Genomic DNA, 20854 nt, shown 5'->3' with positions numbered 1-20854 from the left:
TGGACTAGAGGTTGTTACCAACAAGTATGCGAGACACGTTGTCAGCAATCTTTGGTGGCTTCTGCCAATACGGGCCCCGGACGATCCCTGCACCGACGATCGAGCGGAGGAGGAACCGGCCTGCGGGGCCCGGCAGTTGCGGGGGTCCGGTCGGCCACGACGACGAACGGCACGGACGCCCGGCCACCGCCGGCGCCGAAGCCCCGTGCGGGCCGACCGGAGCGTGCGGCGCCCCTCGCACGCGCCCACGGGGACCCGTCGCACGGAACCGCCGAGGCGCCAGGCACACTCTGCGTGTTGTAGTACCCGTGACAGAAGGATGGCCCGCGCATGATCACACTCACCAAGGAAGACGGCCCCGCAGACCTGGACGGGGTGACCCATCTGTCCATCGGCGTCTCCTGGGACCCCACGGCCGGCAGCAGCGGCGGTGTCATGGGTCTGCTCCGCCGCAAGGCCGGAACGGACCTCGACCTGATCGCCGTCGCCACGCAGGACGGGGACCCGGTGCGCCTGGCCGGCCTCGACTCGCTGGACCCCATGGGAAACGGCTCGCTGGTGCACAGCGGCGACAACCAGACCGGGCGCGGGGACGGCGACGACGAGACCGTCACGGTCGAGTTCGCACGCATCCCGCGCAACATCACGTCGATCGTGTTCGTCGCTGCCGCCTTCAAGAAGGGCAGCTCCTTCCAGAAGGCCCGCAACATCAGTTTCAAGGTCTACGACGCGACCGGGGGGAGCTCGCAGCAGGTCGCCGACATATGGCCCAGCCTGCTGACCCAGGACAACGGCTGCGCGGTGGCCAAGGCCGTGCGGTTCGGCGACACGTGGAAGCTCGAAGTGATCAACGTGACGGGGAAGATCAAGCAGGGCGACGAGCACGCCCTGATGCGCTTCGCCGTCAGCAAGTAGTACGTCCCCGGGGCCCGGCGTCCGTGCGGCGCCCGGGCCCTGGGACGCGGCCCGCGCCGCGTGAGGGCGGGCGTCGCCGAACCGGACGTGTGGGTATGGGGGTTGTTGTGAGCCGGACACTCTATGACGAGCGGTCGTGGAATCCGCCGGCACGGACCGTGGAGTCGACCGACGACGGGCTGCGAAGGGGCAGCAGGACCACACCGTTGAGCGAGCCGAACCTCGGCGCCATGGCCGAGTCGTTCCGGCGCCCGGTGAACGGGGGTGAGCCGATCGCCGTCGACAAAGGGTGGGACGGTCCCTGGTTCAGCAACCTCGGGAAGGGCGGCGACGGCAACGAGCACGGCGGCGTCGACGGCTGGGGCGCGGACGGCGGCGACAGCGGTCCGGATCAGGAAGGGCCCGACCCGTCGAGGGACCGTCAGACCCCCACCGCCCCCAGCAACTCCCCCGCCGCGTACGTGACCGCCATCGCCAACGCTCCCCCGCCCATGTTCCTCAGCACCGCCGGCCCTGCCGCGGCCTCGCCCAGGCGGGCGCTCCACCAGCCCGTCAGCGCCAGCGCCGCCAGTACCGACACCACGGTCACGATCAGCCGCAGCGACGCCGGGGGCAGCACGATCGCCAGCAGCGGCAGCAACGCGCCCACCGTGAAGGCCAGGAAGCTCGCGCCCGCCGCGTGCCACGGGTTCGTCAGCTCGTCCGGGTCGATGCCCAGCTCCACCTCCGCGTGGGCGCGGAGAGCGTCGCGTTCGGTCAGCTGGAGCGCGGCCTCGCGGGCGACCTCCCGGCTCAGTCCCTTGTCCTCCAACAGGCCGGTGAGTTCGATGAGTTCGGCCTCCGGGGCGTCGGCCAGCTCCCGCTTCTCCATGGCCAGCGCGGCCCGTTCCGAATCGCGCTGGGTGGACACCGAGACGTACTCGCCCGCCGCCATCGACATGGATCCGGCCAGCAGTCCGGCCAGGCCCGCCGTGAGCAGGGTGCCGCGGTCGCCGGTGGCGCCGGCCACGCCGACGACCAGGCCCGCGGTCGAGACCACACCGTCGTTCGCGCCGAGGACCGCGGCGCGCAGCCAGTTCAGCCGCGCGCCGAGGCCGTTGTCGTGTGCTTCGTCATGCGTCTGGGTACCCGTCACCCGGGGATGGTCTCACTCCGCCCCGTCACCAGACGCGTACCGACCCGCCGGGTGCGAAGGCGGGGCTGGTCGCGTCCGGCGGGGCCTCCTTCAGGGGTTCGGCGATCTCGTCCACCGTCGGGCCGACGGTCGCGGCGACGCGGTCGAGGGCGGCCAGGTCGAAGCCGTAGACGCGGGCGGCGTTGCCGCCGGTCATCGCCGCGACCTCGGAGGGCGGCAGGCCCGCGTACGCGATCCGCAGACCCTCCCGGGAGTACGGATGGGTGCCCTCGTCGTGCGGGTAGTCGCTGCCCCACATGATCTTGTCGAGGCCGATCCGGTCCCGCAGCGGCACCTCGTGCGGCCGCATGAAGCTGGCACCGACGTAGCAGTTGTCGCGCCACACCTCGCTCGGGCTCGCACCCATGGAAGCGGCAAGGCCCGCACCGAACTTGGACTCGGCGGTGGAGGCCCGTCCGGCCGCCGCCACCAGTCGGCCGTGGTAGTAGTCCAGCATCTCCACGACGCCCGGGATCCAGCCGGATCCCTGCTCGGTGAGGACGAGTTTCAGTCCGGGATGGCGGCGGAACGCCCCGCCGAAGACCAGGTGCCACAGCGCCCGGTGCGAGAACCAGGTCGTCTCCACCATGAAGACGGCACGGGCCGCCGGTTCGTCGCCGAGCGGTGGGGAGGCCGAGCCGCCGTGGTGGTTCACCGGTACGTCCAGTTCCGCGCAGACCGCCCACAGCGGGTCGTACACCTGGGAGTACAGCTCCGGGACGCCGGAGCCGGGCGGTGCGCCGGGCAGCAGGATGCCGCCGGTCAGGCCGGCCTCCTTGGTGCGGCGGACCTCCCGGACGGCCTCCTCGGGATCGTTGAGGAGGATCTGTGCGACACCCGCGCGCCGGCCCGGCGCCTGCGCGCAGAAGTCGGCGAGCCAGCGGTTGTGGGCGCGCAGGCCCGCCCAGCGCTGTTCGTACTCGGCCCGGGAGGGCGCGGGCGCCATCAGGGCCGCGGAGGGGAAGAAGGGCGGGATGGTGTTGGGGAAGACGACCTCCGCGACGATGCCGTCCGCCTCCAGCTCCGCGACGCGGCGTGCGGAGTTCCAGTTGCGGTCGGCGGTGTCGGCGAGGAGGTCCTCGTACGGGTTGACGTAGGCCGCCGCCCACGCGTCGAAGTCGTCGTGGTGCTTCGACTCCAGGTACGGCCGGTAGTCGAGGAGGTCGGCTCCGGCGTGGCAGTCGGCGGAGATGACGGTGTAGCGCTCTGTCCGGCGGTCCATCAGTCGGCCCCCAGGGCCGGGAAGTCGTGGTCGGTCAGCCAGTGCCGGCCCACTTCGCGCGACCTCGCCCAGGACGCCTCGACCGCTGTCTGGTCGGGACTCTGGCCCAGGTCCCCGGGGGTGGGACCGATGCGCTCGGCGATCGGGGCGAGCTTCGCCGTGTCGAAGCCGAAGACGTCCGCGGCGGCGAGGCCCAGCATGCGGCGGGTCTCGGCGACGGGGATGTCGTGGAAGGTGTCGCGCAGCCACTGAGCCGTGTTCGGCCAGGTGCCTTCCGGGTGGGGGAAGTCGCTGCCCCACAGGATGTTGTCGACGCCGATCTCGTACCGCTGGGCGAGTTCGCGGCGTTTGGTGTTGGTGGCGCAGACGAAGACCTGGCGGTCGAGGTACTCGTGCGGGGGCCGCTTCAGTTCGGCGAACGGCGAGAGCTTCTTTCCGCCGTGGGCACCCAGATAGAGCCGGTCCATGAACCAGAGGAGGTTCGGCAGCCACCAGCAGCCGGACTCGGCGACCCCGAACCGCAGCCCCGGGTGGCGTTCGAAGGCTCCCGACCAGAGCAGGAACCAGAGCGGGCGGGACGGCCACCAGGTGACCTCGGAGACATAGATGCCGAGGTGGTCCCCGTACTCGTGGCGCGGGGCCGCTCCGGAGTGCGTGACGACCGGCATGGCCGTCTCGGCGGCGGCAGCCCACACGGGGTCGTAACGCCGGTCGTGGTAGGGGGCCTTGTCCACCCACATGGACGGGATCATCAGCGCGCCGAGCCCGGACTCCTTCGCCCGGTGGATCTCCGCGACGACCCGGTCGACCTCGCCGGTGACGGGCAGCAGGGCGACCCCGCAGTGGCGTTCGGGGTTCTGCGAGACGAAGTCGGCGAGCCAGCGGTTGTGTGCCTGCGCGCCGGCCATGCCCAGCTCCGGGTCCTGGTCGCCGGAGAGCCCGAGGCCCACGCCGAACGGGGCGGCGGTCCGGCTGTCGACGGCGTCCGCGTCCGGGAAGACGACCTCGGCCGCCACTCCGTCGCCGTCCAGTTCCTTCAGGCGCCGGGCGGCGTCCCAACCGCCCTTCAGGCCTTCCTCGTTGTCATGGAACCACTTGTCCGCGAAAGCCTCGTTGCGTACACCGAGGCGGGTCATCTCCTCGCGGCGGCGATCGCGGCCGGCGAGGAAGTCGTCGAAGTCCCGGTGGAAACGGGGGTCGAGATAGGGCCGGTACTCCTCGGTGGGAAGTCCGGCGTGGCAGTCGGAGGAGATGATCAGGTACGGGTCGTCGGTCATCGCTCGCTCCTCAGTCGAGTATGAAACTCTCCAGGTACGAAGGTTCGGCCCGGTCGAGCATCGACTGCGACCTGGCTCGGATCTGCCGGTCGCTGTGCTCGCTCTCCGGCAGCATCCAGAAACGGTCGACGCGTATCCCGTCCACGACGGTCTGCGCGACGTCCTCGACCGGGGTGAACTCCACCTCGTGGCCCGCCGCCCGCATGGCGGACTCCCACTGGTCGAGGCTGCGGTACGGGGTCCTGCGCGGGCGCTCCTTGGCGTACCGCTCGGGCCGGTTGCGGTGCGACTCCCACAGCCCGGTGCGGAGCATGTGCGGGCCGGGGAAGAGCACCGAGGCGCCGACCGCCGCCCCCTCCGCCTTCAGATGCGCGTACAGCGACTCGGTCATGGTGACGACGGCGGACTTGGTGACCGCGTACACGGAGGCGGTCGGCAGCGGGGCGATCCCGCCGTCGCCGGACGAGGTGTTGACGACGTGCCCCGGGCCGCCGTCCGCGATCATGCGGGGCACGAACGCCTGGATGCCGTGGAAGACACCCCACACATTGACGGCGAAAGCCCACTTCCAGTCGTTCGGCTCGTGCTCCCACATCCGGCCCTCGGCCCCGGAGCCGACACCGGCGTTGTTGCACAGCACGTGCACCGCGCCGAAGGTGTCGTACGCCGCTTCGGCCAGGGCCTGTACGGAGTCCCGCTCACCGACGTCGACGACCCGGGCCAGCACCCGCGCGCCGTCCTGGCGCAGTCCGTCCGCCGCCCTCTCCAGCGCACCCTCCTCCACATCGGCGAGAACGACCTTCAGCCCCTCGGCGGCGAACCTGCGGGCCATCGCGAGGCCGATGCCGCTCGCGGCGCCGGTGACGACGGCGACCTGTCCCTCCTCCAGCTTCATCGGACGCTCCCTTCCGGCGGGCCGTCATGGATCTGCTGCGGGTCGTCGTAGCGCTGGTGGACGTACGGCAGCAGGTCCTTCGCGCTCACCCGCGCGACGGCCCTGCCCTGCTGGTCGCTGGTCTTCTCGCCGATGGTGAGCTCGACCAGTCGGCGTACCGGGAGGTCCGCGACCGGGTCGTACACCGACTCGCGCAGCACCACGTCGCCCGAGATCCTCTCCAGCCTGCGGACCTTCTCGTGGCGGGTGCAGTGGATCAGGACGGGGTCGGAGTCGAAGCCCTCGCCGTCCACGGCGGGCAGGAACTTGAAGTAGAAGTCGAGTTTCTCGGCGGGCTCGGGCAGCGGGAGCGGTCCGACGACCGCGCCGCGCACCTCGACGAACGCGATCCCGTGCCGGGCGAGTGCGGCGCGGACGACGAGACCGTCGCGTTCGACGGTCACCTCACCGAGCTTCTTCGGTTCGCCGAACACCTCACGGCCGCCGATCAGCGCCCGTTCATGGGTCATCGGCATGACGAGCGGATACCAGCCCTCGTGTCCGTCATGGACGGCGGCGACGGAGACGGAGCCCGCACCGAGTGGGTAGCCGGGCAGTTCGACCGTGCTGATGTTGGCCCGGACCAGCGGGCGTCCGGCGGGTTCGAGGGGCGGCGGGAGGACCGCCGCCACCGCTTCGGGGTCGCTCTCCCAGAGGGCCACCACACCGGTGGACCAGATGTCGGGGAGCTTGGAGCGGGCCGCGCGGGCCGCCGCGATCTCGGCCGCGGTGCGCGCGCCGTACCGTACACGTGCCATGCCGTACCACCCTTCTCGGCCGTCCGTGGACCGGTCGGCCGTGAATCGGTTCTCCGTGTCTCCGTGTCTCCGTGTCTTCTCGTCTCTGTCTCTTCGTGTCTTCGTGTCTTCGTGTCTTCGTGTCTTCGCGGTCAGGCTTTCCGCGCGGTTCTGTAACACAGTTACACCGTCGCCGATGAAGGGTAAATAGGCATGCACCCAACGGAGTTCGGGAATCAAGGAGCACTGTGCCGCGATCGTCACTGACCCGCGAAGAGGTCCTGGAAACGGCCGCCGCCCTGGTGCGACGGCACGGCTCGCAGTCCCTCACCATGCGCGGTCTCGCCGCCGAACTCGGCACGGCGGTCACATCGATCTACTGGCACGTCGGCAACCGCGAGTCGTTGCTGGACGCCCTCGTCGAGCGCACCGTGCGGGAGATGGGCACCCTCCGCCCCACCGGCCGGACCCCGGCGTCCCGCATCGTCTCCGTCGCCAGCGGTCTGCGCCGCGCACTGCGGGCCCGTCCGCATCTGATCGCGATGGTCCATGAACGGGGCCTCACCGAGCGGATGTTCCTCCCCGCACAGCAGGCCCTCGTCCGCGAGGTGCACGCCGCGGGACTGCGCGGGGCGCGGGCGGCCGCCGCGGTCCGGGCGGTGCAGTTCCACACCGTCGGCTTCCTGCTCGTCGAACGCAACCGCGAGCGTTCCCCCGTGCAGTCCCCCGGTGAGGGCGATCTGTGGACCGCGGCAGCCTCGAAGGACGACCCGGCACTGGCCCGCGCACTGGCCCGGCCCGCCGATCCGGACCGGCTGTTCGCCGACTCCGTACGGGCCCTGGTGGCGGGGCTGCTGGCCGGCCCCGTGCAGCACGCCTCGCACCCCGGAACCTCCGCGTCGAGGCGGGAGACGGCCGAATAGGAGACTGTCAGTCGCGGCCCGTATTCTCTGTGACCATGCTCGACGACCGCCAGACCGCAGCACCGTGGCCGACCGCGTACCCGCAGGGGTACGCGGTCGTCGACGTGGAGACCACCGGACTCGCACGGGACGACCGGATCGTGTCCGCCGCCGTCTACCGCCTGGACGCGCAGGGCGATGTCGAGGACCACTGGTACACCCTCGTCAACCCCCAGCGTGATCCCGGTCCTGTCTGGATCCACGGGCTGACCAGCGATGTCCTCGAAGGCGCTCCACTCTTCCCGGAGATCGCCGCCGAACTGTCCGAACGGCTCGCGGACCGCGTGCTCGTCGCGCACAACGCGGCCTTCGACTGGTCGATGCTGGCCCGGGAGTACGCACGGGCCTCGGTCACCGCCCCCGTCGAACACCGGCTGTGCACCATCGCGCTCTCCAAGGAACTGCGGCTGCCGCTGCCCAACCACAAGCTGGAGTCGCTGGCCGCGCACTTCGGGGTCGTGCAGCAGCGCGCCCACCACGCGCTGGACGACGCCAGGGTGCTGGCCGAGGCGTTCCGGCCGAGTCTGCACGCGGCGGCGCGGAGCGGGGTGCGGCTGCCGCTGCTGGAGTGCCGGCCGCTGACCGAGTGGTCGGACTCCCCGGTCACGCCCCGGATCGGGTACCAGCCTTCGTACGGTCAGAACAGCTGGCGCCCCTCGCGCAAGCGTCCGGCGTGCCCGTATCCGAACCCCGGACGGTACGAGAAGGACAAACCCCTCATGCAGGGCATGCGGGTCGCGTTCTCCGGGGACACCTCCGTCGACCGCGAGCTGTTGGAGGACCGGGCCGTGGAGGCCGGGCTCCACGTGGCGACCAGCGTGTCCCGGCTGACCAGTCTGCTCGTCACCAATGACCCGGACTCGGCGACGTCGAAGACGGTGAAGGCGAAGTCGTTCGGCACCCCGGTCCTGGACGAGAGCGCCTTCACGCATCTGCTGCGCGATGTGGCGCCGGCCCGGACGCAGACGGCCGCGCCGTCATCGGAGTGAACCGGGGCGACTCGCCCGCCCGCCGCTCGCCCGCCGCAGCTCCGGCGTCCCACCCTGTGGCGCATGGCACGTTGCGAGGTTTGCGGAAACGACTACGGCATGTCCTTCGAGGTGCACGCGCAGGGCGCCGTGCATGTCTTCGACTGCTTCTCCTGCGCCATTCACCGCATGGCGCCCATCTGTGAACACTGCAGGGTCCAGATCATCGGCCAGGGTGTCGAGGTCGACGGGCACTGGTTCTGCGGCGGTCACTGCGCCCGCGCCGAGGGGAAGGTGGGCATCATCGACAAAGTCTGACCACCGCCCGCCGCACCCCCTTCCCCCACCCCTGCGCGATGCACCCCATGACGCGGTTGTACCGTCATGGGGTGTACCGCTTCCTGTTGACCCGGCAGTGGCTGATCCTCGCCCTCCTCTCCCTCGTGCTGATTCCCACGATGGTCGAGCTGGGCTTCTGGCAGCTGCACCGGCATGAGCACAAGGTCGCGCAGAACGCCCTGATCTCCCGCAACCTCAAGGCGAAACCGGTTCCGGTCGCCTCGCTCACCTCCCCGGGCCACACGGTCCGGCGCTCCGACTACTGGCGCACGGTGACCGCCACGGGTACGTACGACACCGCGCACGAGGTGGTCGTACGCCGCAGGACCTCCACCGACGGCCGGATCGGTGTCCACGTCCTGATCCCGCTCGACCTCAAGGGCGGCGGCACGGTCCTGGTCAACCGCGGATGGGTGCCCTCCGCCGAGAGTCAGCGCGCCTTCCCCGAGGTGCCCGCCGTACCCGGGGGCGAGGTGACCGTCACCGGACGGCTCAAGGCCGACGAGACGACGAGTGCCAGTGGCATCAAGGACATCTCGAATCTGCCGGACCGCCAGGTGATGCTGATCAGCAGCTCCCAGGAGGCCAAGAGGCTCTCCCGGCCGGTGCTCGGCGGGTACATCGAGCAGACCGGCCCCGAGCCGGCCGGCGACTCCCCGGAACTGATCGCCTCCCCCGACGACAGCTCGATCGGCCCGCACATGGCGTACGCCGTGCAGTGGTGGCTGTTCGCCGCCGGTGTTCCGGTCGGCTTCGTGGTCCTCGCCCGCAGGGAGAAGCGCGACCGGACCCAGGCCGCGGCCAAGGCCGTCGCCGGGGAGCGGGAGACGCCCGGCCCGCAGCAGCCGGAGCCGTCGGAGGCCGCGACAGCCTGAGCCCGGCCCTCCGGGTGGCGGCCGGGCCGTCCGGGCTCCGCGTCGGCGCGCCCCACGCCTCTCGTGGGACAGGACCTGCTTAACGGGGCCCAGGTTCGGGAACACGCCAGAACGTGACCCCACGCATCGAGGACTACGCCCTCATCGGCGATCTGCAGACAGCCGCCCTGGTCGGCAGGAACGGTTCTGTGGACTGGCTCTGTCTGCCCCGATTCGACTCGGGCGCCTGTTTCGCGGCCCTCCTCGGCGACGAGGACAACGGCCACTGGCGGATCGCCCCGAAGGGCGCCGACTCCTGCACCCGGCGCCGCTATGCGGGTGACTCCCTCGTCCTGGAGACGTACTGGGTGACCCGTACCGGCACGGTCAAGGTCATCGACTTCATGCCGCAGCGCGACCAGGAACCCGATCTCATGCGGATCGTCGAGGGCATCAGCGGCACCGTCGACATGACCTCCGTGATCCGGCTGCGCTTCGACTTCGGCACGGTGGTGCCGTGGGTGCGCCGCTCGCAGGGGCACCGGGTGGCGGTCGCGGGACCGGATTCCGCCTGGCTGCGCAGCGAACCACCGGTCAAGACCTGGGGCCAGCAGTTCTCCACCTGCTCGTCGTTCACCGTCTCCACCGGCGAACGGGTCGCCTTCGTCCTGACCTGGCACCCCTCGCACTCGCCCCGTCCCGAACTCGTCGACCCGTTCGAAGCCCTGGAGAGCACCCTGTCCGACTGGGCCGAGTGGTCCGAACGGTGCAAGTACCGGGGCCCGTACCGGGAGGCGGTGATGCGCTCGCTGATCACGCTGAAGGCGCTCACCTTCGCCCCGACCGGCGGCATCGTGGCGGCTCCCACCACCTCGCTGCCCGAGGAGATCGGCGGTGTACGGAACTGGGACTACCGCTACTGCTGGCTGCGGGACTCCACGCTCACCCTCGACGCCCTCATCTCGGCCGGTTACCTGGAGGAGGCCGCCGCCTGGCGGGACTGGCTGCTGCGGGCCGTTGCCGGGGACCCGGCCGATCTGCAGATCATGTACGGCCTGGCGGGCGAGCGCCGACTGCCCGAGTCGGAGCTGCCGTGGCTGAGCGGATACGAGAACTCCAGTCCGGTCCGGATCGGCAACGCCGCGGTCCGCCAGCGCCAGCTCGATGTGTACGGCGAGGTCATGGACTCCTTGCGGCTCGCGCGCGAGGCGGGTCTGGACGACAAGCCGCACGCCTGGAACCTGCAGCTCAGCCTGCTCGGCTTCCTGGAGTCGGCCTGGCGCGAGCCGGACGAGGGCCTGTGGGAGATCCGTGGCCAGCGCCGCCACTTCGTGCACTCCAAGGTGATGGCGTGGGTCGCCGCCGACCGCGCCGTGCGCACCCTGGAGAAGAACCCCGCGCTGGCCGGCGACGCGGACCGGTGGCGGACGATGCGGGACGCCGTGCACCGGGAGGTGTGCGAGAAGGGGTTCGACCCGGTACGGAACACCTTCACCCAGTCCTACGGCTCCCGGAATCTGGACGCGGCGACGCTGCTGATCGTCCGGACCGGTTTCCTGCCGCCGGACGACCCCCGGATGATCGGGACGGTCGACGCGGTCCGGGACGAGCTGGGCAGCGGCTGCCTGGTCCGCCGCTACAGCACGGACGGCTCCTCGATCGACGGGCTGCCCGGCAGCGAAGGAGCCTTTCTGGCGTGCTCGTTCTGGCTGGCCGACGCCCTGCTCCTGACCGGGCGCGCCAAGGAGGCCGGAGAACTCTTCGAGCAGCTCCTGGCACTCCGCAACGATGTGGGGCTGCTCGCCGAGGAGTACGACATCGCCGGGCGCCGGCAGCTCGGCAACTTCCCGCAGGCGTTCAGCCACATCGGACTGGTGGGCACGGCCATGGCACTGGCCGGGGAGGACACGCTGGAGGGCGGCACGGCAGGATAGGGCCCATGGATCTGGGACTGAAGGACCGTGTGTACATCGTCACCGGAGCGACCCGGGGGCTGGGCAACGCCACCGCTCGGGCACTGGCCGAGGACGGCGCGAGGGTGATCATCACCGGTCGGGACGGGAAGCGCGCCGAGGCGGCGGCCGCCGAGCTGGGACCGGACGCCGTCGGGGTCGCCGCCGACAACGGCGACCCCACCTCCGCGCAGCGCCTGGTGGACGGCGCGCACGAGCGCTTCGGACGGCTCGACGGCATTCTGATCAGCGTCGGCGGACCGGCGCCCGGCTTCGTCGCCGACAACACCGACGAGCAGTGGCAGTCGGCCTTCGAGTCGGTGTTCCTGGGCGCGGTGCGCCTCGCCAGGGCCGCGGCGGCCACGCTCGGCGAGGGCGGCGTCATCGGTTTCGTGCTCTCCGGCTCCGTGTACGAGCCGATCGCCGGGCTGACGATCTCCAACGGTCTGCGCCCCGGTCTGGCCGGGTTCGCCAAGTCCCTGGCCGATGAGCTCGGCCCCCGGGGCATCCGGGTGGTGGGCGTGCTGCCGTCCCGGATCGACACGGACCGGGTACGTGAGCTGGATGCGCTCTCGGGCGACGCGGAGGCGTCCCGTGCGGCCAACGAGGCGCGTATTCCGCTGCGGCGTTACGGGACCCCGGAGGAGTTCGGCCGGACGACGGCGTTCCTGCTCTCGCCCGCGGCGTCGTATCTGACGGGTGTCATGCTGCCGATCGACGGCGGCTCCCGGCACGGCTTCTGAACCGGGCCGCTGCGCCGATGACCGGACGAGGCACTTTCCTCGCCCCCGTCCGGTCATCGCGCACGGCCGTCGTGAGGACGGTCAGCTCACCCTCTCCGCGCGGTGCCTGACCGCCCTCAACCGCACCTCGGCCGGCAGTTGCGCCAGCCCCGCGGAATCCCGTGCATGGGCCAGCGCCTCGTCGGTGAGGCGGCCGAGTGTCTCCTCCGGCGCCGCGTGCGGTTCCATCAGCAGACGGATCCCGGCGTGCGGCGAACTGCGCCGACCGGTCAGCACCACCTGGGCGCGGGCCACGCCGTCCAGGTTGCCCGCCTCGTCGGCGAGCACACCTTCCAGGGCCCGCCCCCTGAGCAGCGCCCCCTCTCCGTCACCGCTGTCCACCAGCACCTCGGCGAGGCGGGCCCGGCGCAGCTGGGCCAGCAGCCACCACAGGGCGAGGACGACCACGATCGCCAGGGCCGCGATCACCGCCGGCCACCACCAGCCCTCGCCGCGCCAGCGGTCCCGGTCGGCCTCGCTGAGCAGCACATCGCTCCTGCCGTACCAGGGCCACCAGGACGGCACGGAGAGGCCGAGCCCGGCGGCGAGCACCGCGCCTCCGACGCAGACCAGCACCACCGCGGTCAGGCCGAGCAGCACCCGGTTGACGGTCCTGAGCAACGGGCTCACCCCTTTCTCGTGGGACGGCGGACATGCACGGACAGGCTCGGCGGCCTGGCCAGCCCCAGCTCCTTGATGCCGGTCGCGAGCACGGTGTCCAGATCGGCCCGTACGTCGTCGAGCTCACGGAAGTGCGACACCGCGCGCACCACGGCACGGGTCCGGGTCAACCGGACCCGTGCCGACTGCACTCCGGAGATCTCGACGGCCCGGTCGCGCAGGGCCAGAGCCGCGGCGGGCCGGTCGAGTCCCGCCCGTACACCGGGCCGGTCGCGGCGCATCGGCAGCACGGCGCGGAGTCCCGGAGTGACGGCGAGCACCAGCAGCCACAGCCCGATCGCCACGGCGGCCGCCGCGCCGGCGAGCACCCAGACGTCGTCCAGCGGCCGGTGGGCGAGTTCGTCGGCCAGCGTGCGGCGCCACTTCATCGCGGGACGGTCGGCCCGTACCGCCGCCACGTCGTAGAGCAGCAGACCGGTGGCACCGAGGCCCACCAGGGCGAGGACCGCCGCGGGGACGCGGCGCGCGGACCAGAAGCGGCCCGCCCTGCCGTCGCCGTCCTTGCCTGCGGGCACCGGGTCGTACGCGGAGGAGGAGGCGGACTGGTCGAGTTCGAGCACGTCTCCTTGTTCGACGGGCCGGGCGGTGGGCGGCCGTCGTGTGCCGTCTTCCGGGTCCTGGGGCTCCGTCATCGGACCCTCCCCCGTGCCGCGGCACCCGCTCCCGTCGGATACAGACGCTCGACCTGTACCGCGACCTCGGGCACCTCCATCCCGGCCAACGCCCTCACCCGCTCGACGACATGTCGCCGCACCCCGCCGCACTGGCGACCGATGTCGATGGGGTATCCGAGCTCCAGGATCACCCGCACCCGGGCGATGTCCCGGTGCACCGTGACCGTGGCGCGCGGCGAGGCACCCTCCTCCGGCGGCTCGTCGATCGCCTCCTTCGCCGCCTGTGCGGCGATCTTCGCGACCACCCGGTCGGCGATCCTGGTCTCCCCGCGCTCACCCGCGGCCACCCGGCCGCTCACCCCCGACAACGCCGTCACCGCCGTCGGTCGCCGCGCTCGCGACTCCGGAAGAAGTCGCCGGGATCCAGGTCGCCCTCCATGAAGCGACCGGCGACGAAGCCGATCGCCCCCAACGCCGCCACCAGGAGAAAGGCCCCGAATCCGCCGAAGTACCCGGCGAATCCGAGCGCCATGCCGGCCACCATGCCGACCACCGCCATGCTCATCGTGTGCTCCTCAACTGCCCCCGATGGGAGGCCTACTGGAGACGTGGCTCGGGCTGGTCCTCGTCGTCGGGCTCGTCGGGCAGCTTCACATCGCTCACCGCGATATTGACCTCGACGACCTCCAGGCCGGTCATCCGCTCGACCGCCGCGATCACGTTCTCCCGTACGTCGCGGGCGACGTCGCCGATCGAGACGCCGTAGTCGACGACGATCTCCAGGTCGAGCGCGGTCTGTGATTCACCGACCTCCGCCTTCACCCCGCGGGTGACGGACCTGCCGCCACCGGGCACCCGGTCGCGCACCGCGCCGAACGTGCGCGAGAGACCGCTGCCCATCGCGTGGACGCCGACCACGTCGCGCGCCGCCATTCCCGCGATCTTCTCCACGACACCGTCGGCGATGGTCGTGCGGCCACGGGTGGCCGGATCTCCGCCGCCGCGCTTGATGAGGGTGCTCGGCTCCTTGTCGGGGCTGTCGGGACGGTTCCGCTGTGGGGTGTCGGTCATCGCCACTCTTCCCTTCGGGGCAGGTTGGACCTCGTTGCCCACACTAGGTGCGCTTGCCCCGCAACGCGCCATGGATGCGGCAGGCTGGGGAAATGACGACGGCTGACAGCTCGGACAGGGCCGACGGGTGGACGGCGGCGGTTCGGCGGCGGCTCGGACCGGGTCGGCTGCTCCCCTTGGGCGGTCCGGCCGACGGGGCATGGATCTCGGAGCGGGCCGCGGTGGCGGTGCTGCGTGAAGCGGTGGGCGGACCGGGACCCGGTCCGGTGCTCGGGGAGCTCAGGATCCGGGTGGCGGACCCTGACGGGGCCCCGGCCCCGGAGGTGGAACCGCCGCCCAGCGCGCTGCCGCCGGGGCCACTGTGGATGGAGGCGACCATGTCGGCGATGTCCGACCGGCCGCTGCCCGCGGCGGCGTCGGCGCTGCGCTCGGCGTTGCTGACGGCGGCCGGGCAGCGGCTGGGTCTGGTGGTCGCCGGCGCCGATCTCCGGGTGACGGAACTGCTGGACGCCCCGGGCCGGCCGGTGCGGGCACCCGCGCCGACCGAGGTGCCCACGGCGAGAGCGCAGGGGCCGGCGGGGATCGCGGCCGCGGCTGTTCCCGGTGTCGTGACGCTGACCCGGGTGCTGGGCGATGCCGTGCACACCGGGCCCGGTCATGTGCGGATCGAGCTGGCGACGGATCCGGACCATCGGGCGCTCGACGTGGCACGTGCGGTGCGCGGCGCGGTGGCGGCCGCGGTGGACGGGCACCCCTCGGTCGCGGTGCTGGTCACGGCGGTGGTGGGGCGGGACTGATCGCCGGGCGGGCCCGGGACCGGGCCCGCCAGCGACGGCGGTCGTCGGTGCTCAGTCGGTGATGCCCGCCAGATCGCGCAGTCGTCGGCCCTGCGCGGCACGTTCGGCGGTGCGCTGCTCCTCGTAACCACGGGAGACGGCGCCGCTCAGCAGCGCCTTGGTCTCCACGACCGCGTCACGCGGGGCGGCCAGCAGCGCGCCGGCCAGGTCGCGAGCCGCGGAGTCCAGCTCGTCGCCGGGGACCACGAGGTTGGCCAGTCCGGTGCGCTCGGCCTCCTCGGCGTGCACGAAGCGGCCCGTGGCACAGATTTCGAGCGCGCGGGCGAACCCCACCAGGTGCACCAGGGGGTGGGTGCCGGTGAGGTCGGGGACGAGACCGAGGCTGGTCTCACGCATGGCGAACTGCACGTCCTCGGCGACGATCCGCAGATCGCAGGCGAGAGCGAGCTGGAAGCCGGCACCGATCGCATGCCCCTGGACGGCCGCGATCGACACGATGTCGTTGCGGCGCCACCAGGTGAACGCCTCCTGGTACTCGGCGATGGTCGCGTCGAGCTCGGACTCCGGGCCGCGCGCCATGTCGAGGAAGGACGGCTCGCCGTCGAACCCCTCGGGGGTGAACGCCTGCCGGTCGAGACCCGCGGAGAAGGACTTGCCCTCGCCACGGAGCACGACGACCCGCACACTGCCGGGCAGAGCCCGTCCGGCCTCCGTCAACGCCCGCCACAGAGCGGGGGACTGAGCGTTGCGCTTGGCCGGATTGGTGAGGGTCACCGTGGCAACCGCGTCATCGACGGTGAGTCGTACGCCGTCCTGGTCGAGCACAGAGTCGAGCGAGGTCATGGAGCGCCTCCGGTTCGGGTCAGTCAGCAGGTCGAGCCAGGATTTCTCGTTCGGATCAGGCCGGGCCCGATCCAAACGAAAGACCCTAAGTGACTGAACAGTAACCACCCGATCGACATCACGATCGACCGGGTGGCCACCGAAAACCGGTGAGCCCCGGGACGGGCCTGACGACCCTGCCCCGATCCGCCGAGGGCCGTCAGGCCGTGGCGGCCTTCTTGCCTCGTGTCGCTCCGCCGCGTCCACGCAGCGTGACTCCGGACTCACTGAGCATCCGGTGGACGAATCCATAGGAGCGGCCGGTCTCTTCGGCCAACGCCCGGATGCTCGCACCGGAGTCGTACTTCTTCTTCAGGTCTGCCGCGAGCTTGTCGCGCGCGGCGCCGGTAACCCGGCTGCCCTTCTTCAGAGTCTCGGCCACCCGTGCCTCCTCATGGGAAGTGCGCTCTGGACTCTCATGATCACCCCTCGGGGGCTTCCTGGCCACCCATTCGGCAAGGTCCATGCAACCGGATTACCGCCCGAGGAAAGGGCCTACACGACCGGAATCCCGCATTCCGTGGGGCTGTGGAGAGGGGTGGGGGCAGGTCCGGGATGAACCGCCAGGTCAGGGCCACACGGGGTTCACCGGCCCCGAACGGGTGCGCCCGGCAGCCATCTGCCGGGCACCACGCCGAGGTACGAGACGTACTCACGCAGATGATGGATCACGCGTAGGCCGAATGATCCATTCGGAGTGGATCAGACAGTGTCCGGACGGGGATCAGGCCAGGGCGACCAGGTCCTGATAGTCCGCACCCCACAGGTCCTCGACCCCGTCCGGCAGCAGGATGATGCGCTCCGGCTGGAGGGCCTCGACCGCCCCCTCGTCGTGCGTGACGAGGACGACGGCGCCCTTGTAGGTGCGCAACGCGCCGAGGATCTCCTCGCGGCTGGCCGGGTCGAGGTTGTTCGTCGGCTCGTCCAGCAGCAGCACGTTGGCGGAGGAGACCACCAGGGTCGCCAGCGCGAGACGGGTCTTCTCGCCGCCGGAGAGGACTCCGGCGGGCTTGTCGACGTCGTCGCCGGAGAAGAGGAACGAGCCCAGCGTCTTGCGGACGTCGACGAGGTCGAGGTCGGGCGCCGCGGAACGCATGTTCTCCAGCACGGAGCGGTCCGGGTCGAGGGTCTCGTGCTCCTGGGCGTAGTAGCCGAGCTTGAGTCCGTGCCCCTCGATGACCTGGCCGGTGTCGGGCTTCTCGGCGCCACCGAGGAGCCGGAGCAGCGTGGTCTTGCCCGCGCCGTTGAGTCCGAGGATGACGACCCGGGAGCCCTTGTCGATGGCGAGGTCCACATCGGTGAAGATTTCGAGCGAGCCGTACGACTTGGACAGCCCCTCCGCCATCAGAGGGGTCCTGCCGCACGGAGCGGGCTCGGGGAAGCGCAGTTTGGCGACCTTGTCGGAGACCCGGACGGCCTCCAGGCCGGAGAGCAGCCGCTCGGCACGCTTGGCCATGTTCTGCGCGGCGACGGTCTTGGTGGCCTTGGCGCGCATCTTGTCGGCCTGCGAGTTGAGGGCCGCGGCCTTCTTCTCGGCGTTCTGCCGCTCGCGCTTGCGGCGCTTCTCGTCCGCCTCGCGCTGCTGCTGGTAGAGCTTCCAGCCCATGTTGTAGATGTCGATCTGCGAGCGGTTGGCGTCGAGGTAGAAGACCTTGTTGACGACCGTCTCGACGAGCTCGACATCGTGGGAGATCACGATGAAGCCGCCGCGGTAGGTCTTGAGGTAGTCGCGCAGCCAGACGATCGAGTCGGCGTCGAGGTGGTTGGTCGGCTCGTCGAGCAGCAGGATGTCGGCGTCCGAGAACAGGATGCGGGCCAGCTCGACGCGACGGCGCTGACCGCCGGAGAGCGTGTGGAGCGGCTGTCCGAGCACCCGGTCGGGCAGGCTGAGCGCGGCGGCGATGGTGGCGGCCTCGGCCTCGGCGGCGTAACCGCCCTTGGTGAGGAACTCCGTCTCCAGGCGCTCGTACTTCTTCATCGCCTTCTCACGGGTGGCGCCCTTGCCGTTCGCCATCCGTTCCTCGTTCTCGCGCATCTTGCGCAGGATCTCGTCGAGGCCGCGGGCGGAGAGGATGCGGTCCCGGGCGAGCACGTCGAGGTCACCGGTGCGCGGGTCCTGCGGGAGATAGCCGACCTCGCCGGAGCGCGTGATGCTGCCGCCCGCGGGGTTGCCCTCGCCCGCCAGGCACTTGGTGAGGGTGGTCTTGCCCGCTCCGTTGCGGCCGACGAGGCCGATCCGGTCACCCTTGGAGATGCGGAAGGAGGCGGACTCGATGAGGATGCGGGCGCCGGCGCGCAGCTCGATGCCGGAAGCGGTGATCACGGTAAAACTCCAGGGCGGTGTGGACGGCGGACGGGACGATTACTGAGTTCGACTCGACGCCGTTACTCATGCACAGGGAGATTTGCCATAGGGGTCAGTCTACTGGCGGTGTGCAACTGGTTTTCCGCATGAGTTCGCGGCGCCGGCCGGGGCTCGCCCGGCCGGTGCCGCCGTCGTCGACGGGCTCGACGCGTCCGCCGCGGTCGGGGACGACCGGATCCGGTAGAGGTTCCAGGGCCGGGTCACGCCCGGGTCCCGGATGCACGGTTCCTCCGCGCAGCGGCAGCAGTGGTTCACCGCCGGGTTCGGCCGCGGCGACATGGCCGACCGCAACACCTTCCACTGAACCCGGCCCTTCGCCCACCCGGCCGCGGGGCGGTTTCCCTGCCGGGCCGGGCCGTTGTCGGTGACCGATGGAAGACTGGGACCAGATCCGAGACGCAGATCACAGAATTCAGCAGATCGCAGAAATCAGGGGACCGGTTCATCGAGTACGGGAAGAGGTGATCGCCATGGCAGGCGCACCGGCCGGCGTTCCGACGATCTATCCGACGATTCTGTACGACGACGCGAAGGCCGCGATCAAGACGCTGACGGAGGGCCTCGGCTTCACCCAGGAAGCGGTGTACGAGGGTGAGAACGGCCAGGTGCTCCACGCGGAGCTGTCCTGCGGCAACGGCAGGGTGATGCTGGGGTCCAAGGGGCGTGAGGGTCCCTTCGCCAAGGCGATGCGGGACGCGGGCCCGGCCGGTGTCTACGTCGTGGTGGACGAGGTCGACGCGCATCATGCCCGTGCCGTGGAGCACGGGGTGGAGATCCTGATGCCGCCCACGGACCAGGACTACGGCTCGCGCGACTACATGGCGCGGGACGCGGAGGGCAACGTGTGGAGCTTCGGGACGTACGCACCGGGGTCGGCCGGCTGACGGTCGGACGGGCCCGGGACCGGGCCCGTCCGACGCGGAAACACCCGTGCTACGCGCCGCCCGTGTGCACCTGGAACGCGGCCCGGCGCACCGCTTTGGCCAGCGCGGGGTCCGGGTGCGCGGCGGCCAGGGCGACCAGGACCTGCACGGTGCGGGGGTGCCCGACGGCCCGGACCTCGTCCAGCAGCGCCGGGACGGTGCCCTGGACGGCCGAGTCGAGATGGCGGACCAGCAGCCCGGTCTCCCCGTGGTCGGCGACGGCCGCGGCGGTGTCCACCCAGAGCCAGGTGGCCTCCTCCCGGCTGAGGACGTCCTGGGCGTCCTCGGGGTCGGTTCCCTCGTACTCGGCCAGCCACAGCAGTGCGTAGGGGCGCAGCGAGGGGTCGTCGGCGACGGAGCGCACCTCGGGTTCGGCGGGGGCGCCCACGACCCGGAGCGCCTCGAAGGCGAGCCCGCGCAGCAGCGCGTCCTCGCCCCGGGCGACGGCGAGGAGTTCGGCGACGGCGCTGCCGACGGGGCGGGCGGCGAGCCAGGCGCGGTACTCGTCACGGGCGGGGCCGGGGGTGAGCCGGGCGCAGCCGAGGAGCATGTCGGCGGCGGACTGCTCGATGTTCCCGGCCGGGCTCTGGGCCGCCACGCAGATCTGTTCCAGCTTGACCCAGACCGCCCAGTTGCCGAGCGGGGTGAGGGTGGCGTGCCCGGCGCCCAGGGTGAGCGCACCGACGGCGGCCAGACCCTCCAGGGCCCAGTCCAGAAGCAGGGCGACCAGGGCGGCGGGGTGTGCCGCGGGGGCGGCTTCGGCCGGTCCGGGCGTCGCCTCCGGCCCGTACGGCACCTCGCAGCGCTCCTCGTGGAGTTCCGCGACGCGCTGGCCGAGAAGGTCCAGGAGGGCGGGCACGGTGACCGGGCCGGCCGAGAGCTGGAGGAGGGAGAGCACCTGCGGCACGGCCTCGACGGCCTCGGCGACCGCGGTCGACTCGATGCCGTCGGGCGCGGGGTGGACGAGCGACCAGGCGTCGAAGAGCGCCACCCAGCCGCGCAGCACGGCGGAGTCGTCGCGGTCCCAGGCGCGCAGCCGCCAGCCGGGACGTGCGGTGCCCCCGTGCAGTTCGACGAGTCCGGCGAGGCGGGCCCGGTCCCAGCCGGAGCGCACCTGGGCCGGGGACAACTCCAGGGCCGTCGCGGCCCGTTCGAGAGCATGGGCGGCCGGCGGCGGAGCGCCGGGGATCGCGCCGTCCGCCGCCCAGCGGGCGATCCGTACGGCGTCGGCGAGGGCCGTCCTGGCCTGGCGGGCCAGTTCCGCCCGGGGCGGGGTGCCCTCCGGGGGGCGCGGGGCCGGCCTGGTGCGCCGGGTGGTCACGGCGTTGCGAGCGGTGGCAAGGGGTCGCGGGCGGACAAGTCGCAGCCTGGAGTCGCGCGGAGTACGGGACGTCACGGGGAGCAG

Annotated in this window: 23 protein-coding genes and 1 pseudogene; 10 read left to right on the top strand and 14 right to left on the bottom strand. The window is 71.5% G+C overall.

Annotation, left to right across the window (positions count from 1 at the left end; genetic code table 11):
* The first annotated feature begins 330 nt into the window (after window positions 1-330).
* Complete coding sequence (locus ACIRP2_RS06380) at window positions 331-915, top strand: TerD family protein (protein ID WP_351083685.1); 585 nt, start codon at window positions 331-333, stop codon at window positions 913-915.
* Between the two features lie 421 nt (window positions 916-1336).
* On the opposite strand, the gene ACIRP2_RS06375 is transcribed toward ACIRP2_RS06380, so the two are convergent.
* From ACIRP2_RS06375 to ACIRP2_RS06355, 5 genes are read right to left on the bottom strand one after another with little or no spacing between them, the layout of a single operon-like run.
* Complete coding sequence (locus ACIRP2_RS06375) at window positions 1337-2050, bottom strand: VIT family protein (RefSeq protein WP_404247040.1); 714 nt, start codon at window positions 2048-2050, stop codon at window positions 1337-1339.
* A 25-nt stretch (window positions 2051-2075) separates the two neighbouring features.
* Window positions 2076-3311, bottom strand: a complete 1236-nt coding sequence (locus tag ACIRP2_RS06370) for an amidohydrolase family protein (protein ID WP_404247038.1) — start codon at window positions 3309-3311, stop codon at window positions 2076-2078.
* On the bottom strand, window positions 3311-4588 hold the full coding sequence (locus ACIRP2_RS06365) for an amidohydrolase family protein (RefSeq protein WP_404247036.1): 1278 nt from the start codon (window positions 4586-4588) through the stop codon (window positions 3311-3313). The genes ACIRP2_RS06370 and ACIRP2_RS06365 overlap by 1 nt, the downstream gene beginning before the upstream one ends.
* A gap of 10 nt (window positions 4589-4598) precedes the next feature.
* Window positions 4599-5483 (bottom strand): SDR family NAD(P)-dependent oxidoreductase, encoded by an 885-nt coding sequence (locus tag ACIRP2_RS06360; protein ID WP_404247034.1) that lies wholly within the window; start codon window positions 5481-5483, stop codon window positions 4599-4601.
* A complete protein-coding gene (locus ACIRP2_RS06355; RefSeq protein ID WP_404247032.1) occupies window positions 5480-6280 on the bottom strand; it encodes an acetoacetate decarboxylase family protein in 801 nt (266 codons plus the stop codon). Before ACIRP2_RS06355 ends, ACIRP2_RS06360 begins: the two co-directional genes overlap by 4 nt.
* A gap of 227 nt (window positions 6281-6507) precedes the next feature.
* Here ACIRP2_RS06355 and ACIRP2_RS06350 point away from each other — a divergent pair, with 227 nt between their 5' ends.
* From ACIRP2_RS06350 to ACIRP2_RS06325, 6 genes are all read left to right on the top strand, one after another.
* On the top strand, window positions 6508-7182 hold the full coding sequence (locus ACIRP2_RS06350) for a TetR/AcrR family transcriptional regulator (protein WP_404247030.1): 675 nt from the start codon (window positions 6508-6510) through the stop codon (window positions 7180-7182).
* A 29-nt stretch (window positions 7183-7211) separates the two neighbouring features.
* A complete protein-coding gene (locus tag ACIRP2_RS06345) occupies window positions 7212-8210 on the top strand; it encodes a DEDDh family exonuclease (RefSeq protein WP_404247028.1) in 999 nt (332 codons plus the stop codon).
* Window positions 8211-8273: 63 nt separating this feature from the next.
* Window positions 8274-8507, top strand: a complete 234-nt coding sequence (locus ACIRP2_RS06340) for a hypothetical protein (RefSeq protein WP_072482991.1) — start codon at window positions 8274-8276, stop codon at window positions 8505-8507.
* A gap of 71 nt (window positions 8508-8578) precedes the next feature.
* Entirely contained in the window at window positions 8579-9403 is an 825-nt protein-coding gene (locus tag ACIRP2_RS06335; RefSeq protein ID WP_404247026.1) for an SURF1 family protein, read from the top strand.
* Window positions 9404-9516: 113 nt separating this feature from the next.
* Window positions 9517-11316, top strand: coding sequence for a glycoside hydrolase family 15 protein (locus ACIRP2_RS06330; RefSeq protein WP_404247024.1), 1800 nt, complete (start codon window positions 9517-9519; stop codon window positions 11314-11316).
* 5 nt (window positions 11317-11321) lie between these two features.
* The gene (locus ACIRP2_RS06325; protein WP_404247022.1) at window positions 11322-12077 is read left to right on the top strand and encodes an SDR family oxidoreductase; all 756 of its coding nucleotides are present in this window, start codon (window positions 11322-11324) and stop codon (window positions 12075-12077) included.
* A gap of 81 nt (window positions 12078-12158) precedes the next feature.
* Here ACIRP2_RS06325 and amaP read toward each other — a convergent pair whose 3' ends face one another.
* From amaP to ACIRP2_RS06300, 5 genes are read right to left on the bottom strand one after another with little or no spacing between them, the layout of a single operon-like run.
* Window positions 12159-12737, bottom strand: a complete 579-nt coding sequence (gene amaP / locus ACIRP2_RS06320) for an alkaline shock response membrane anchor protein AmaP (RefSeq protein WP_404247020.1) — start codon at window positions 12735-12737, stop codon at window positions 12159-12161.
* 5 nt (window positions 12738-12742) lie between these two features.
* Complete coding sequence (locus tag ACIRP2_RS06315; protein WP_404247018.1) at window positions 12743-13429, bottom strand: DUF6286 domain-containing protein; 687 nt, start codon at window positions 13427-13429, stop codon at window positions 12743-12745.
* Window positions 13426-13779 (bottom strand): hypothetical protein, encoded by a 354-nt coding sequence (locus ACIRP2_RS06310; RefSeq protein ID WP_404247016.1) that lies wholly within the window; start codon window positions 13777-13779, stop codon window positions 13426-13428. Before ACIRP2_RS06310 ends, ACIRP2_RS06315 begins: the two co-directional genes overlap by 4 nt.
* Window positions 13780-13784: 5 nt before the next feature.
* Window positions 13785-13976, bottom strand: coding sequence for a hypothetical protein (locus tag ACIRP2_RS06305; protein ID WP_404247014.1), 192 nt, complete (start codon window positions 13974-13976; stop codon window positions 13785-13787).
* Window positions 13977-14008: 32 nt separating this feature from the next.
* On the bottom strand, window positions 14009-14482 hold the full coding sequence (locus tag ACIRP2_RS06300) for an Asp23/Gls24 family envelope stress response protein (RefSeq protein WP_376220622.1): 474 nt from the start codon (window positions 14480-14482) through the stop codon (window positions 14009-14011).
* Window positions 14483-14574: 92 nt separating this feature from the next.
* Here ACIRP2_RS06300 and ACIRP2_RS06295 point away from each other — a divergent pair, with 92 nt between their 5' ends.
* Complete coding sequence (locus tag ACIRP2_RS06295; RefSeq protein ID WP_404247012.1) at window positions 14575-15279, top strand: hypothetical protein; 705 nt, start codon at window positions 14575-14577, stop codon at window positions 15277-15279.
* A 51-nt stretch (window positions 15280-15330) separates the two neighbouring features.
* Here the strand turns inward: ACIRP2_RS06295 and ACIRP2_RS06290 are convergent, their stop codons facing one another.
* From ACIRP2_RS06290 to ACIRP2_RS06280, 3 genes are all read right to left on the bottom strand, one after another.
* The gene (locus ACIRP2_RS06290) at window positions 15331-16122 is read right to left on the bottom strand and encodes an enoyl-CoA hydratase/isomerase family protein (RefSeq protein WP_404247010.1); all 792 of its coding nucleotides are present in this window, start codon (window positions 16120-16122) and stop codon (window positions 15331-15333) included.
* Between the two features lie 199 nt (window positions 16123-16321).
* A complete protein-coding gene (locus ACIRP2_RS06285; protein WP_018518904.1) occupies window positions 16322-16543 on the bottom strand; it encodes a helix-turn-helix domain-containing protein in 222 nt (73 codons plus the stop codon).
* Window positions 16544-16885: 342 nt separating this feature from the next.
* Entirely contained in the window at window positions 16886-18484 is a 1599-nt protein-coding gene (locus ACIRP2_RS06280; protein ID WP_376210109.1) for an ABC-F family ATP-binding cassette domain-containing protein, read from the bottom strand.
* A gap of 166 nt (window positions 18485-18650) precedes the next feature.
* Here ACIRP2_RS06280 and ACIRP2_RS06275 point away from each other — a divergent pair.
* Window positions 18651-18830 (top strand): annotated as a pseudogene (locus ACIRP2_RS06275) (neutral zinc metallopeptidase); the annotation flags it as partial.
* Window positions 18831-18996: 166 nt separating this feature from the next.
* Window positions 18997-19410 carry a VOC family protein gene (locus ACIRP2_RS06270; RefSeq protein WP_404247007.1) on the top strand — a complete coding sequence of 138 codons (414 nt, stop codon included), beginning with the start codon at window positions 18997-18999 and terminating at the stop codon, window positions 19408-19410.
* Between the two features lie 49 nt (window positions 19411-19459).
* Here the strand turns inward: ACIRP2_RS06270 and ACIRP2_RS06265 are convergent, their stop codons facing one another.
* Window positions 19460-20770 (bottom strand): hypothetical protein, encoded by a 1311-nt coding sequence (locus ACIRP2_RS06265; RefSeq protein WP_404247203.1) that lies wholly within the window; start codon window positions 20768-20770, stop codon window positions 19460-19462.
* Between the last annotated feature and the right edge of the window lie 84 nt (window positions 20771-20854).

This window comes from Streptomyces sp. NPDC101194 (assembly GCF_044767885.1).
Lineage (GTDB): Bacteria > Actinomycetota > Actinomycetes > Streptomycetales > Streptomycetaceae > Streptomyces.
This window is presented reverse-complemented; position numbering and strand designations above follow the sequence as displayed.

Bases quoted from the DNA above. Each gene is read 5' to 3' on its own strand.
- ACIRP2_RS06380 (WP_351083685.1), top strand. From the start codon at position 331: ATGATCACACTCACCAAGGAAGACGGCCCCGCAGACCTGGACGGGGTG.
- ACIRP2_RS06370 (WP_404247038.1), bottom strand. From the start codon at position 3,311: ATGGACCGCCGGACAGAGCGCTACACCGTCATCTCCGCCGACTGCCAC.
- ACIRP2_RS06365 (WP_404247036.1), bottom strand. From the start codon at position 4,588: ATGACCGACGACCCGTACCTGATCATCTCCTCCGACTGCCACGCCGGA.
- ACIRP2_RS06360 (WP_404247034.1), bottom strand. From the start codon at position 5,483: ATGAAGCTGGAGGAGGGACAGGTCGCCGTCGTCACCGGCGCCGCGAGC.
- ACIRP2_RS06355 (WP_404247032.1), bottom strand. From the start codon at position 6,280: ATGGCACGTGTACGGTACGGCGCGCGCACCGCGGCCGAGATCGCGGCG.
- ACIRP2_RS06340 (WP_072482991.1), top strand. From the start codon at position 8,274: ATGGCACGTTGCGAGGTTTGCGGAAACGACTACGGCATGTCCTTCGAG.
- ACIRP2_RS06325 (WP_404247022.1), top strand. From the start codon at position 11,322: ATGGATCTGGGACTGAAGGACCGTGTGTACATCGTCACCGGAGCGACC.
- ACIRP2_RS06315 (WP_404247018.1), bottom strand. From the start codon at position 13,429: ATGACGGAGCCCCAGGACCCGGAAGACGGCACACGACGGCCGCCCACC.
- ACIRP2_RS06305 (WP_404247014.1), bottom strand. From the start codon at position 13,976: ATGAGCATGGCGGTGGTCGGCATGGTGGCCGGCATGGCGCTCGGATTC.
- ACIRP2_RS06300 (WP_376220622.1), bottom strand. From the start codon at position 14,482: ATGACCGACACCCCACAGCGGAACCGTCCCGACAGCCCCGACAAGGAG.
- ACIRP2_RS06295 (WP_404247012.1), top strand. From the start codon at position 14,575: ATGACGACGGCTGACAGCTCGGACAGGGCCGACGGGTGGACGGCGGCG.
- ACIRP2_RS06290 (WP_404247010.1), bottom strand. From the start codon at position 16,122: ATGACCTCGCTCGACTCTGTGCTCGACCAGGACGGCGTACGACTCACC.
- ACIRP2_RS06270 (WP_404247007.1), top strand. From the start codon at position 18,997: ATGGCAGGCGCACCGGCCGGCGTTCCGACGATCTATCCGACGATTCTG.